The organism is Alcaligenes sp. MMA (assembly GCF_020907215.1).
GTDB lineage: Bacteria > Pseudomonadota > Gammaproteobacteria > Burkholderiales > Burkholderiaceae_B > Alcaligenes > Alcaligenes aquatilis.
Genome location: NZ_JAJJPP010000002.1, coordinates 394,332 through 407,858 on the forward strand (window position 1 = coordinate 394,332; position 13,527 = coordinate 407,858).

General features: G+C 55.7%; 8 protein-coding genes and 6 tRNA genes. 1 reads left to right on the forward strand and 13 read right to left on the reverse strand.

Annotation, left to right across the window (positions count from 1 at the left end; all coding sequences use genetic code 11):
* Positions 1–124: 124 nt before the first annotated feature.
* From LNA76_RS10345 to LNA76_RS10385, 9 genes are all read right to left on the reverse strand, one after another.
* Positions 125–3,196, reverse strand: coding sequence for an efflux RND transporter permease subunit (locus LNA76_RS10345; protein WP_230019031.1), 3,072 nt, complete (start codon positions 3,194–3,196; stop codon positions 125–127).
* Complete coding sequence (locus LNA76_RS10350; RefSeq protein ID WP_230019032.1) at positions 3,193–4,278, reverse strand: efflux RND transporter periplasmic adaptor subunit; 1,086 nt, start codon at positions 4,276–4,278, stop codon at positions 3,193–3,195. The genes LNA76_RS10345 and LNA76_RS10350 overlap by 4 nt, the downstream gene beginning before the upstream one ends.
* Before the next feature lie 54 nt (positions 4,279–4,332).
* Positions 4,333–4,944, reverse strand: coding sequence for a TetR/AcrR family transcriptional regulator (locus LNA76_RS10355; RefSeq protein ID WP_094195675.1), 612 nt, complete (start codon positions 4,942–4,944; stop codon positions 4,333–4,335).
* A gap of 373 nt (positions 4,945–5,317) precedes the next feature.
* Positions 5,318–5,394, reverse strand: a tRNA-Asp gene (locus LNA76_RS10360).
* A 24-nt stretch (positions 5,395–5,418) separates the two neighbouring features.
* A tRNA-Glu gene (locus LNA76_RS10365) sits at positions 5,419–5,494 on the reverse strand.
* Positions 5,495–5,519: 25 nt separating this feature from the next.
* Positions 5,520–5,595: transfer RNA gene (locus tag LNA76_RS10370), tRNA-Ala, on the reverse strand.
* Positions 5,596–5,719: 124 nt separating this feature from the next.
* Positions 5,720–5,796: transfer RNA gene (locus tag LNA76_RS10375), tRNA-Asp, on the reverse strand.
* 24 nt (positions 5,797–5,820) lie between these two features.
* Positions 5,821–5,896, reverse strand: a tRNA-Glu gene (locus LNA76_RS10380).
* Positions 5,897–5,920: 24 nt separating this feature from the next.
* Positions 5,921–5,996: transfer RNA gene (locus LNA76_RS10385), tRNA-Ala, on the reverse strand.
* 539 nt (positions 5,997–6,535) lie between these two features.
* Between LNA76_RS10385 and LNA76_RS10390 the strand changes: the two genes are divergently transcribed.
* Complete coding sequence (locus LNA76_RS10390; protein ID WP_094195676.1) at positions 6,536–9,364, forward strand: EAL domain-containing protein; 2,829 nt, start codon at positions 6,536–6,538, stop codon at positions 9,362–9,364.
* Positions 9,365–9,421: 57 nt separating this feature from the next.
* On the opposite strand, the gene lnt is transcribed toward LNA76_RS10390, so the two are convergent.
* The 4 genes from lnt to LNA76_RS10410 form a co-directional block, all read right to left on the reverse strand.
* Positions 9,422–11,044 carry an apolipoprotein N-acyltransferase gene (lnt, locus tag LNA76_RS10395; RefSeq protein ID WP_094195677.1) on the reverse strand — a complete coding sequence of 541 codons (1,623 nt, stop codon included), beginning with the start codon at positions 11,042–11,044 and terminating at the stop codon, positions 9,422–9,424.
* Positions 11,031–11,912, reverse strand: coding sequence for an HlyC/CorC family transporter (locus tag LNA76_RS10400; RefSeq protein ID WP_094195678.1), 882 nt, complete (start codon positions 11,910–11,912; stop codon positions 11,031–11,033). The genes lnt and LNA76_RS10400 overlap by 14 nt, the downstream gene beginning before the upstream one ends.
* Positions 11,913–12,059: 147 nt before the next feature.
* Complete coding sequence (gene ybeY, locus LNA76_RS10405; protein WP_094195679.1) at positions 12,060–12,536, reverse strand: rRNA maturation RNase YbeY; 477 nt, start codon at positions 12,534–12,536, stop codon at positions 12,060–12,062.
* Positions 12,529–13,524 (reverse strand): PhoH family protein, encoded by a 996-nt coding sequence (locus LNA76_RS10410; RefSeq protein ID WP_094195680.1) that lies wholly within the window; start codon positions 13,522–13,524, stop codon positions 12,529–12,531. Before LNA76_RS10410 ends, ybeY begins: the two co-directional genes overlap by 8 nt.
* Positions 13,525–13,527: the final 3 nt, after the last annotated feature.

Below are 13,527 nucleotides of genomic sequence, written 5' to 3' on the forward strand. Positions count from 1 at the left end.
CACAAACCCCCGTCCGTGGGCAAAAAATGCTCCCTTTTGTGGGGGCGGCTGGCAGGCGGTATGCCTGCCTCGCGTGCGGGGTTCGGTCCAAACCATGCATCCATTATTTACATAGTTTCAGCCTTCAAGCAAGTGATGAGACGCGTGGGTCCTGGATTCGATTCCAGATCGAATACAAGCTGGGTAAAAACAGGAGGGTCAGGATGGTGCCAATCGCCGTGCCACCGATCAGCGTCAGGGCCATGGAGCCCCAGAACACGGAGAAGGACAGCGGGATGAAGGCCAGTACCGCCGCCAGCGCCGTCAGAATAACGGGGCGGGCACGCTGTACGGTGGCCTCGATTACGGCGTCGTAGGGCGAGGCACCCTCGGCCCGGTTGGTCTTGATCTGCTCAATCAAAATCAAGGTATTGCGCATCAAAATCCCCGCCAGACCGATCAGCCCCAGAATCGCGGTAAAACCAAAGGGCTGCTGGAAAATCAGCAAGGCAGGTACGCTGCCGATCAGGCCCAAGGGGGCCGTCAGGAACACCATGATCATGTTCGATAGCGAACGCACTTGAATCACGATAACCAGCAGCATCAGCGCAATCATGACCGGGAAAACGGGCAGCAGCGCGTCGTTGGATTTCTTGGCCTCGGCGGTAATGCCGCTCATCTCGATCAGGTAGCCAGGGGGCAGGGAAGCTTGCAAGGAGGCAAACTCCTTCATCACCCGGTTGGCGACCTCTGCCGGTTGTACGTGCGGAGCAATATCACCCCGTACCGTCATGGTAGGCAGGCGGTTGCGACGTGCCAGCTTGGGTTCTTCCTGCATGATTTCCAGCTTGCCGACTTGCTCCAAAGGTAGATTCTGGCCCTGATCATTCATGACGGTCAGGCCGGACAGGCGAGTGGGATCATGGCGGTTGACGGCCGAGCTGCGCGCTACGACCAGTACATTACGTAAATCCTCGCGGTATTCCGCAACCGTTGCGCCGTCCAGCTGCAACTGGATTTGTTCTGCCAGACTCTGACGATTCAGGCCCAGGGCCTGCAGGCGCTGAGGGTCTACATTTAGCTTTAAGACGGGCACACGCGAACCCCAATCCACGTTCACCTGACGCATGTCTTTGTCGGCACGCATAATCGTCATGGCCTGCTCGGAAATATCGCGTAGCGTGTCCAGGTCGGGGCCGCGCACCAGAAACTCCACGGGGTATTTGGTGGATGGGCCGAACACCAGTTGCGTTGCGCGCACTCGCGCTTCTGGCGTCAAACCATCGGCCACCACCTTGCGAAAGCGTTGCAGCAGAGCATCGCGGTCGTGATAATCGGCGGTCAGCACCACCAGACGGGCAAAAGAAGGGTCGGGCAGTTCTGGGTTGTAGGACAGAAAGAAGCGCGGTGCGCCTTGCCCGGTATAGCTGGTCACCAGCTTGGTCTCGGGCTGCTCGCGCAACCAACTCTCGACCTTGCGAGTAACGGCCTGCGTGGACTGAATGCTGCTGCCTTCAGGCAACTGCACTTCTACCAGCAGCTCGGGCCGATCGGAGGTGGGGAAGAATTGCTGTTTGACGAAACCCATGCCTACAACTGCCAGCACGAAGGCACCCACCACAATGCCGGCCACCAGAAACTTGTGGTGTACCGACCAGGCAATCATGCGGCGCAGACGCTTGTAGTTGGGGGTGTCATAAATGGCTTGGTGACCGCCTGGACGGGCAGGAATGGCGGGCAGCAGTTTCACGCCCATATAGGGAGTGAAAGCCACGGCAACCAGCCAGGAAGTCAGTAGGGCGGCGGCCAGAATCCAGAAGATATTGCCCGCGTATTCTCCAGCAGAGGAACGGGCAAAACCCACTGGCAGAAAGCCAATGATCGTCACCAGGGTGCCGGACAGCATGGGTGCAGCCGTATGGTTCCAGGCATAGGCAGCGGCTTTCAGGCGGTCCATGCCTTCTTCCATTTTGACGATCATGATCTCGATCGCAATAATGGCGTCGTCCACCAGCAGGCCCAGCGAGATAATCAGCGCACCCAGCGTCACCCGGTCAAACACCTTGCCCGTCATCATCATGATGACGAACACCATGGCCAGCGTCAGGGGGACGGCTGCTGCCACCACAATTCCCACACGCCAGCCCATGCTGATCAGACACACCAGCAGCACGACGCTGAGTGCTGCGAAGAACTTGAACATGAATTCGCCCACGGCCGAAGCAATGTTCACCGACTGGTTGGTCACGGTCTCCAGCGAGAAACCCAGAGGCAGGGCAGCGGCAATATCTTCCCGTGCCTTTTCCAGATCCTTGCCCAGATACAGGCCGTTGTAGCCCTCCTGCATCACGACATCCAGCAGCATGGCAAATTGGGCGTTGTGATGAATCTCGAAGCTGGGCGGGTCCTCGTAACCCCGGCTGACTGTGGCAATATCGCCCAGTCGCAAGGTGTGACCTTGTACGTAGATATAGGTATTGCTGATGGCCTCTATATCATCCAGTCCGGCACTGAGGCGAAGATGAATGCGTGGTCCATCGGTGCTGACCGCGCCACTGGCGGTCATGGCGCTGCGTTTGGACAAGGCTTCCAGGATCTGTTGAGGATTCAGTTGCAGATTGTGCAACTTGGCCTCGTCCAGATCGACAAAGATGCGCTCGCTTTGCTCGCCCAGAATGTTGACTTTCTTGACGCCGGGAACCTGCAGCAACTGGCTGCGCACCTTCTCGGCTTCGCGAGTCAGTAATCGCGGTGGCAAGCCTGGGGCTTGCAGGGCGAACAGGCTAAAGGACACGTCCGAATATTCATCGTTCACGAAGGGGCCTTGCACGCCTTTGGGCAGACGTGGAGCTTGATCTTGCAGCTTTTTGCGTAGTTGATAAAACTCGCTTTGGACGTCCGCCGGCGGCATGGTGTCTTTCAAGGTCACGACCATCAGGGCTGTGCCAGGGCGGGTAACCGTCTCTACCCTGTCAAACCAGCGCAGCTCCTGCATGCGTTTTTCCATGGGTTCGGCCACGAGATCCTGCATTTCCTGAGCCGTCGCTCCGGGCCACATGGCAGTGACCGTCAGCACTTTTACGGTAAAAGCCGGGTCTTCGGCTCGTCCCAGTTTCACGAAGGAGTAAATGCCGGAGGCTGCCAGAGCAATGATCAGGAACAGTGTGATGGCCCGTTCGCGCACGGCCAATGCTGAAAGATTGAAGCGGCCTGTCATGGTTTGGCCCCGCGCATTTCTGGGCGTACTTCCTGGCCTTCGTGCAGTAGATTGGCACCCAGGGCCACAATGGTTGTACCGGTTTCAGGGCCTTTGGAAAGGTAGGCGTACTCTTGGGCCAGTTTGGCAATCGTCACAGGCTGCCAGTGCACGGTTTTCTGATTATCAATGACCCATACGCCGGGGCCTTTGCCTGCATCGTAAATGGCGGTCAGTGGCACCTGATTCAAGGCGTCTGCATCGTGAGGTGTCAAATGCACGATGGCGCTGGAGCCTAGTCGGGCAGTGACGTTCTCACCCTCGAAGGAAAAGCGGGCCTGATAGCTGCGAGTGGCGGGGTCAGAGGATTGTGCCAACTCACGCAGTTGGGCGGGCAGGCTTTCCTGGGAGTCAGTCAGCTCGATCGTGGCGCGGGTGCCCAGTGGAAGATCCCATTGTTCTGGCAAACTGACGATGACATCACGTGGGCCGTCCTGGGCCAGGCGCAGCACGGCTTGCCCCGCACTGACTACCTGACCGACATCAGCCAACTGGGCGGTAATGATGCCGCTGGCCTCAGCCTTCAGGGAACTGTACTGGCCTGCGTTGCGGGCAAGGTCAGCCTGTGCTTGCGCTGACTTCAAGTTCGCCTGGGCGCTGCGTAGCGCTTGTCTGCTTTGCTCATGGGCCTGACGGGAGACACCCCCCTGATCGACAAGCAGGGATAAACGCTTGTAGTCTGACTGGGCTTGTTCTGCCTGAGCTTGGGCCGCCTGCACGGCAGCCAGACGAGCACGATGATCCAGTTGCAGATCCTTGGGATCCAGAGTCATCAAGAGCTGACCCTTTTTTACATGCTCGCCGTTTTGGACCTGGCGCGTATCAATCTTGCCGCCTACCCGAAATGCCAGCGGGCTCTCGATTCGCGCGCTAACCAAGCCCAGGAAACGCCGCTGCTGATCGGCCTTGGGCGCAACAACACTTTGAATTACCAAAGGAGCCTGAGTGCGAGGGTCTGCCTCTTGGGTCTGCTGACTACACCCCATCAGTACAAGGGCGGCAGACAAACTTAAAACGGGGCTAAGAGAGCGGAAAAGAGCCATGCAGGACTCCGGGTAAGTAAAGAGTTGGATGAACTGTAACTTGGGATTTGATGCTCAGGGCATCAGGCTGCGCAGGATTAGCTGGGTGACCACCAGCAAGCCTTGACGGGTTTTTTCAGGGGGGTGTATTTCTAGCAAGACGGGGTGCAGGCAGGCGGTCAAGGCAAATAAGATGCCTTGGACCACTTCGTCCAGGGGAGTACGACGCTCAAAGTCGCCACTTTCCCGACCCGCACGCACCAGTGCGGTAATTTGGGTCAGCAAATCCTCTCTGTGCTGGTTGACTGTGGCCCAGTTGTTTTGCAGAGCCTCAATCACCACCTCTTGCATGCGGCCTTCCCGCAAGAACAGCTCCAGGCTTAGATTGCAGGCGGTTTCAATGAAATGGCGCAGGCGTTCAATAGGCGGCAAATCGCCTTCAACAATTTGCTGCAGTTGCACGTGCATGCCATTGAGCACGGAATGACAAATTGCTTGGCCAATGGCCTGTTTGGAGTCGAAAAAACGATAGAGATAGGCGCTGGATACGCCTATGGACTTGGCCAGGCTGGCAACCGAGGTCTTGCGATATCCGTAGAGCCGGAAATGAGCATTGGCTTGCTCAATAATCTGTTCGCGGCGATGGTGCTCGGTCGGGCCTCGCTGGCCCAAGGTGCTGGCGGACATGGAAGTTGAATGTTGAAGTAACGATAACGCAATACATTAACTTCCTTGCGTCTCAGGGGCAAGATAATTGCGTGCCTGAAACCACGAATTGACTGTCTGGTCGCGGAGGGGTTGGTGGTTGGGGTGCCGCGTCCGGCTACGCTGCAACGTGCTTGTGGATTGGCGAGAAAGAAGGTGAGGAACCTGCTGAATGTCAGCAGAGCTATCTGGCTTTCTGGGAGTCCGATGAGCGTGCCAGCTATAGAGGATCGAGATCTGATAATGGACCAGAGCTGCCATTTTGAGGTGTGCCTGGTGCTGAAGCTAGGTAACTTGAGTAGCGGGCATGAAAAAAGCCTGACAGATTGAAATCTATCAGGCTTTTTGAATTCTTTGGCGGAGCGGACGGGACTCGAACCCGCGACCCCCGGCGTGACAGGCCGGTATTCTAACCAACTGAACTACCGCTCCGCAGCGGTTGCCAAGCAAAAGCTTTGGCGTCCCCTAGGGGATTCGAACCCCTGTACCCACCGTGAAAGGGTGGTGTCCTAGGCCTCTAGACGAAGGGGACAGGACTTACAACTTAATCGTCGTTTTGGTGGAGGTAAGCGGGATCGAACCGCTGACCTCTTGCATGCCATGCAAGCGCTCTCCCAGCTGAGCTATACCCCCAATTTTCTTTACTTTGTATTTTGACTGTGTCAAAACACCCAAGTATCGAAATAAGTGTCAGGCTTGACGAGGCTTGCCACTTCAAACTGCTAAAACCAGTACAAGACTGATTTTTAAAATCTTTTGGCGGAGCGGACGGGACTCGAACCCGCGACCCCCGGCGTGACAGGCCGGTATTCTAACCAACTGAACTACCGCTCCGCAGCGGTTGCCAAGCAAAAGCTTTGGCGTCCCCTAGGGGATTCGAACCCCTGTACCCACCGTGAAAGGGTGGTGTCCTAGGCCTCTAGACGAAGGGGACAGGACTTACAGCTAATCTTCGTTTTGGTGGAGGTAAGCGGGATCGAACCGCTGACCTCTTGCATGCCATGCAAGCGCTCTCCCAGCTGAGCTATACCCCCATTTCGGTGTTCTTTGTGTTGACCACCAACGAAGAATTGAGATTATGAAGATGTTTTTGCCTTTGTGCAAGTCTTTTGAAGAAAAAAAACAAAATAAAGTGAAAAAACTTTAGATGAAGCGGTTTGAGGGGGGGCAGAAAATGATGTCCCAGCCGGGGGAGGGGGGACAGGGGGGGCCTAGTCCTGGGAGGTTCTTGTATCTTTTTATTTGTTACAAAATTTTGTGCCTATTTGTGTCGTAGTATTTCATTTATGGGCTAATAAAAGAAAATGATTTCCTGTATTAGCATCGCTTTTTTGTTCCTTCAAAGGAACATTAAGCCGCTCCTTAGGCGCATAAATGAAGGGTTTATAGGAAATTTTCGCTGCTCTGTAATCTAATGATGTTATGCTTCGTTGAGTAACATTTCACCTGCAATAATTACGTTTTGTAGGTCGATCTCTTAGCCTGCATTTTCTTATTTAATGGCGCTATGTCAGCAAAGCAGTGCATATCATCACCTCTGCCAGTTCCAGTGGATGCACAAAGACGAATCAGTTTGAGTGCCTTGCTGATTTGGGTGCTGTTGGCCTGGTTGTTGTTGATCTCGGCAACGGTTACGGTCATTTACAAGCAGAATCAGGCACAGACGCGTCTGCAAGCCAGTAGCGGCCTCTTGCGCCAGCTCTCGGATATCAGCTATTCCGTCGCCTTGGCGGTACCGTCCAGTTCAACCCCCGCTCGCTTGCGTCAAGTGGATCAACAGTTCCAGGGGGTAGTGCATCTGCTCAGAGAAGGGGGCATGGTCGATGGCGTCATGCTGCTGCCGTTGGACAAACCCTTGCTGGGGCTGGTGTCACAGCTGACCAATGAATGGCAGCGGCGTTTGATGCGTCTGGACTTTCCGGTCAGCTCGGAACAGGTGCTCTTGCCGGCTGCCAGCCTGAATGCGGAAGACTCCCTGTTTCGCCATAATACCCAGCAATTGCTGGATGCCTTTGACGCCTCACGCGAAAGCACACTGGCTCAGCACCGCTGGACCGTGTTTTTCATGTTGAGTCTGGATTTGGTCGCTTTGTGCCTGTTTTACTTCATGTTGCGTGCCTGGGCTGCCGATCCCTTGCGACAGTTGATGACCCAAGGGCATGCCTTTACGAATGGTAATTATCGGGCCAAAAGTACCAGTTCCGGTACCAGCGAAACGCGCTATTTGTCGCAAATTTTGAATGCCTGCGGTTTGAAGATCCAACAGCTGGATGCACAGCTTTCTATTCAGCAACGTCATTTATCTCAGCTCAACGCCATATACCGTAGTTTGAGTCACAACCCTTTATTGGGGGTTTATATATCTCGCGATGGCCGCTTTGATTTCGTCAATAAAAAGCTTGCTGAAACATTGGGCTATAGCCGTTCACAATTGCGTCAGGAGTTCACGGTTGATCAAGTTTTTTTGTCACCTCGATTCCCGTCCCTGACACAAGTAGTGCCCGATTCGCGTTCTGGTGGTAGCAGTTTGCGTTATGAAACACGGGCATTGCGCTATGACGGCAAATCCATTGATGTAGAGATTTGTGCTATTCCCATCCAACTGGACGGACGTATGGCCGTGGTGGCGGTGGTGCAGGACATCACCACCCGGGTGCGCAATGAGGTGACAGGGCGCTTGGCCGCCGTAGTGTATGAGAACACCTGTGAAGCTATCGTGGTGACGGATCGTTTTGGTCATGTGGTCGATGCCAACCCGGCTTTCAGCCGCATTACGGGCTATGAGCTGGACGAAGTTCGTGGCCGTACCCTGTCTATTTTGAATTCCGGACGGCAGGACAACGAGTTCTATCGCAAGATGTGGCGCGAGATCTTAGAGACGGGGCGGTGGCAGGGTGATATCTGGAATCGTCGCAAGAATGGTGAGGACTTTGCCGAACGTTTGACTATCAGTACCGCCTGGAATCCGGATGGTACGGTGTATCGCCACATTGGCTTGTTCACCGACATTACCAGTCATAAAAAGCGTGAAGCACAGATGTGGAAGCAAGCGCATTACGATCATTTGACGGGTTTGCCCAACCGTCAGATGTTCCAGGATCGTTTGCAGCAAGCTCGAGAACGCTCCCGCCGCACCGGTTTACCCTTTGCGCTCATCTTTATGGATCTGGATTTTTTCAAGGATGTGAACGACTCCTTGGGGCACGAAAAGGGCGACGTACTTTTGCAGGAAGTGGCGCAGCGCTTGCAGCGCTGCGTGCGGGTAACGGATACCGTGGCCAGAATTGGCGGGGACGAGTTTACTGTCATCATCTCGGATATCAGTGATACTTCAATTGTGGAACGTACTTGTCGCTGTTTGCTGGATACGATTGAGGAGCCGTTTCAGTTGGACAATAACTCGGTATCCGTCTCTGCCAGCGTGGGCATTACTCTGTTTCCCGAGGATGGCGACGATGCTGGGCAGCTTTTGAAAAATGCGGATATGGCCATGTACGCCGCCAAGGCGTGTGGCCGCAATCAATACTGCCGCTTTTTGCCTGCCATGAGCGAAGCCGTGGAGGCACGGCTTCGGTTCTCCCAGGATTTGCAAAACGCCTTGAGCGAGCAGCAGTTTCAGCTTTATTACCAACCCATTGTGGATTTGCGTACCGGGCGTGTCACGCGTGCCGAGGCCCTGATTCGCTGGGAGCACCCGCAACTGGGCTTGGTGCCACCGTCAGAGTTCATCCCCTTTTCCGAGGATTCCGGGCTGATTGTCCTGATCGGTGAGTGGGTGTTTGAGACGGCTGCTCAGGCCGCTGTTCAGCTACGACAAGAGTTGGACCCTGCCTTCAGAGTCAGTTTGAATGTATCGCCTGCACAATTCAAACTGAATGGCTCTTGTGCGCGCGAATGGGTGCAGTATTTGCAAGCCGAAGGTATCCCGGGCGATGCGCTGGTGGTAGAAATTACCGAGCGCTTGCTGTTGGACGATCAAGGGCAGGCTTTGCAACAACTAAGCTTCTTGCGTGAATACGGTATGAGTGTGGCGCTGGATGATTTTGGTACGGGATATTCGTCTCTGTCGCACCTGAAGCGGTTTTCTATCAATGTGCTCAAAATCGACCAGTGCTATATCCGCAATCTGGCATTGAGTAGCGAGGATCTGGTACTGACCCAGGCCATGATCGTCATGGCCCAAAAGCTGGGCTTGCATGTCGTGGCAGAAGGGGTGACCACTCAAGAGCAGTTGGATTTGTTGAACGGCGCGGGATGCGACTTCATGCAGGGCTATTTGTGTTCCGCACCTATCCCAGCCAATGAATTTGTGGACTGGTGTAAAGCCTGGAACCAAAGGCAGGCAGGCGGGTTCGTGGGGCGACTCAATATCACCGCCAATGCCCCCCAGACTTTGCAGTAGTAGAGGCGTTTCATGCTCAGTGGCAAGTCGCAACGCCTGCGAGGGCGTGTGTGCCGCTTAAGGTTGGTGGCGGCGAGACCGCCAGGCGAAAACAAGCAGAATCAGACCCGCCCAAATCAAAAAGGGCAAATTGCCGTACTTGACATAGGGCGTCAGGCCGGTGGTGCCTTGTACTTCCACATCCAGCACACCTGGGGTCAACGGTGGCAAGACTGCGCGAATCCGGCCATAAGGATCAATGGCGGCTGTCATGCCGGTATTGGTCGCACGCAGCATGGGGCGGCCAGTTTCCAAAGCCCGCATGCGGGAGATTTGCAAATGTTGGCTCAAAGCCCAGGAATCGCCGAACCAACCCAGATTGCTGATGTTCAGCAGCAAAGTGGCACCTTCCTGATCAGGGCCGCCTTGGACAGCCTGGATGATCTCTTCGCCAAACACGTCTTCATAACAGATGTTGGGGGCCACTCGGCCCTCTGCCATTTTGAAGGGGGCTTGAGGTAAAGCGCCGCGATGGAAATCCCCCAGGGGGATGTTCATCATGTCCACAAACCATTGAAAGCCGGTGGGGATGAATTCACCAAAAGGCACCAGATGATGTTTGTCGTAGTAGCTGGCCGTGCTGTTGATGATGTCTTGGGGCTGAGTTTCGGGACTGATCAGCAAAGCACTATTGGTATAGCTGAGCTTGCCGTTGACGGTGCCACGGTCCATAGGGACGCCCAGCACCAGATTGGCTTGACGTCGCTGTGCCAGTTCCGTCCAGCGCAGCCAGAAGCTGCTCTCTAAGCGGTTTTGCAAGATAGGGATGACGGTTTCAGGTAGAACGATCAGTCGCGGAGCGTCTTCGGGGGATTTGGCGGGCAAGTTCGCCAGCTCGTAGTAACGCTCTATGCCCTCGCTCATATCAGGGCCGAACTTGGCGCTTTGGTCGACATTGCCTTGCACCAGGCGGGCAATAAAGGGCGCGCCATGCGATTGGACCCAGGCAATATGCGGCAGGCTGATGCCGATCAGGCCGAAAATCATGGCGATACCAATGCCGATCGCGCTGGACGGGCTTTGGTTCTTGTCTTTGGACGCGGCAAATTGTGCAATCACAGCGGCACTGAAAGCCGACAACCAGGCCAGACCATATACACCCACAACGGGTGCCCAGCCGGTAAACATCCCTTCCGCGTGGGCGTAGCCGATATTGAGCCAAGGAAAACCAGTGAGTAAATTGCCGCGCAGCCATTCGCTGAGTGCCCAACAGCTTGCCCAGCCTGCGGACAATAGCAATCGTGGTAACCAGGAATCACTATCGTGCTTGGGTCGCAATCTTTGCCAGACCGCTGAAGCCAGGGCCGGAAAGAGGGCCAGGGCAGCGGCTAGCAATAGAACACCCAAAGCGGCCATCCAGGAAGGCATGCCACCATATTGGTGCATGCTGATGTATAGCCAGTAAATTCCTACACCAAAATGGCCAAGCCCAAACAAGTAGCTGCGTCCAAACGCTTGGCGCACCGACCTGGAGCCCATGATCTGTGAGCAGGCGATAGCCAGCAAGGTGATCTGGTAGAAGGGCAGAAGCCAGGATGGCAGCGGGCCAATGGAGAAGGACAGGGCGTGCAAGCCCCCCAGGACCAGCAATAAAGCGACGCTTAGCGCCTGGGGTAAGGGTTTGGAATCAGCTTTGTTCAAGATCGGGCTCGGCGGGTGTGGCTCGCTGAACGTGCAACCATAAGGCTCGCTTGGCGTCGGCGCGTACAACGGTGATGCTGATGCCATCGAGTTGGGCCACATCGCCCCGGCGAGGGATGTGCCCTAATTCGGATGCCAGCCAACCACCGACTGTATCGAAGTCGTCGTTAGGAAGCCTGGTATGGAATGCTTCGTTGAAATCGGGAATTTCAGTCAGTGCCATGACACGCCAACTGTCGGGGCCGGCCTGGAAGATAGTCTGCTCGGCGTCCTCATCGTATTCATCTTCGATGTCGCCCACAATCTGTTCCAGCACGTCTTCCATGGTGACCAGGCCTGCCGTACCGCCGTGCTCGTCAATCACGACGGCCAGATGGTTGCGGCTGCCACGGAACTCGTGCAGCAAGACGTTCAGGCGCTTGGTCTCGGGGATAAATACGGCAGGACGGATCAGCGGTCGCAAATCCAGCGTGGGATTGGCAATCGAGAGCAGCAAGTCCTTGGCCAGCAAAATACCGATGATGTTGTCGCGTTCTGTCTCGTAGATCGGAAAGCGACTGTGGCCCGTCTCAATAATGATGGGCAGCATCTCGGTCAACGGTTTGGCGATGTCCAGCATATCGATCTTGGATCGTGGCACCATGATATCGGCCACGGTTTTGTTGGCCATGTCCAACGTGCCGGCAATCATGGACAGCGATTCGTCGTCGATAACGTTGCGGGCGTGGGCCGCAACCAAGACAGACTTAAGGTCTTCTCGGTCTTCGGGTTCGTGACGCCGATTGAAAAAAGCACTTAAGCGAGAGATGGGATTGCTTGAGCTGGTCTTTGAAGGACGGGGCTCGGGGTCGGGAGCAGAGTCTGACATTGTCCGAAGGACGAGTTAAGGAATAATTAAGCATAACCGAAAAACGATGACAAGGTATGTACCTGTCATCATTCGGAATGCGCACAGGACGGTCAGTGTTGGGGCTGTTTTTTGATGGCTGACCGCGAGTCGCTGTACCCAGATGGTCTAGCGCTCTTCATAGGGATTGGGGATGTGAAAACTGGCCAGGATTGCAGTTTCCAGTGCTTCCATGTCTTTGGCCTCATCCTCTTCAAGGTGGTCGTAGCCCAGGGAGTGCAGACAGCCGTGCACGACCAGGTGGGCTGCGTGGTGCAGAAACGGTTTCTGCTGTTCCTGGGCTTCACGTTCCAGCACTGGCAGGCAAAGCACGATATCGCCGCTGACCACACCGTCTTCGTCCTGACCATATTCAAAAGTCAGCACATTGGTGGCGTAGTCGCGTTCCCGGTAACTGAGGTTCAGGCTTTGGCCTTCTTCGGTATCCACAATGCGCAAGGTGGCGGACAGGGCGGTGAAGCGATCCTCGGGGTGGATGCGTTCAACGGCCATGTCAATGGTGCGCTGCATCCAGCGGCGGATACGGGAGCGGCTTAGCTCGGGGCAATCAACAGCGTACTGGACGCTCAGGGACAGATCAGGCATCACCGGCTCGCTCGTAGGCGTCCACAATTCGCGCCACCAGGGGGTGACGCACCACATCGCGGCTGCTGAAACGCGAGCAGGAAATACCCTGCACGTTTTCCAGTACCTGGACGGCGTGATTCAAACCACTGCGCTGGCCTTTGGGCAAGTCCACCTGGGTGGGGTCGCCGGTAATTACGGCCTTGCTGCCAAAACCGATGCGGGTCAGGAACATTTTCATTTGTTCCGGTGTGGTGTTCTGGGCTTCGTCCAGAATCACAAAAGCGTGGTTCAGGGTGCGGCCGCGCATATAGGCCAGTGGTGCGATCTCGATGACTTGCTTCTCGAACAGACGCTGTACTTTTTCCACACCCATCAAGTCGTAGAGCGCGTCGTACAGTGGCCGCAGATAGGGGTCTACTTTTTGGGCCAGATCGCCGGGCAAAAACCCCAGACGCTCACCGGCTTCTACGGCGGGCCGTGTCAGCACTAGACGGTGGACGGCTTCGCGCTCCAGAGCATCAATGGCGCAGGCCACTGCCAGCCAGGTTTTTCCGGTACCGGCCGGACCGACGCCGAAGTTGATGTCGTTGCTTAGAATATTGCGCAGGTATTCGCGTTGGCCGGGTGTGCGAGGACGCAGGTCGCGCTTGGCGGTCCGCAGGGAAATTTCTTCCTGACCTACGGGGGGCAGCTCGGGCAGGGGCTCGGGTTTGTCCTCTTTTTCGTGGCTGCGACTGGCACCCAGCTCGACCAGGCCCAATTGAATATCGTCGATATTCAGCGCACGGTGTACGGCACGCGAATGGAACCAGTCAATGGCCTTGGCGGCTTCGTCCGCGCGCTCGCCTTCAATCGAAACATGGCTGCCACGCCGACGCAAGGTGACCTCGTAGGCAATGGCAATTTGCTTGATGTTTTCGTCCAAAGGGCCACACAGATTGGCCAGATGGGTATTGTCTCCATCCAGACGCAAGGCAGTGGGCATGCGGCGGCGTTGGCTAGTCATCGA

Coding starts and splice junctions, on each gene's coding strand:
- LNA76_RS10345 (WP_230019031.1), bottom strand. CDS start 3,196: ATGACAGGCCGCTTCAATCTTTCAGCATTGGCCGTGCGCGAACGGGCC.
- LNA76_RS10350 (WP_230019032.1), bottom strand. CDS start 4,278: ATGGCTCTTTTCCGCTCTCTTAGCCCCGTTTTAAGTTTGTCTGCCGCC.
- LNA76_RS10355 (WP_094195675.1), bottom strand. CDS start 4,944: ATGTCCGCCAGCACCTTGGGCCAGCGAGGCCCGACCGAGCACCATCGC.
- LNA76_RS10400 (WP_094195678.1), bottom strand. CDS start 11,912: ATGTCAGACTCTGCTCCCGACCCCGAGCCCCGTCCTTCAAAGACCAGC.
- ybeY (WP_094195679.1), bottom strand. CDS start 12,536: ATGCCTGATCTGTCCCTGAGCGTCCAGTACGCTGTTGATTGCCCCGAG.
- LNA76_RS10410 (WP_094195680.1), bottom strand. CDS start 13,524: ATGACTAGCCAACGCCGCCGCATGCCCACTGCCTTGCGTCTGGATGGA.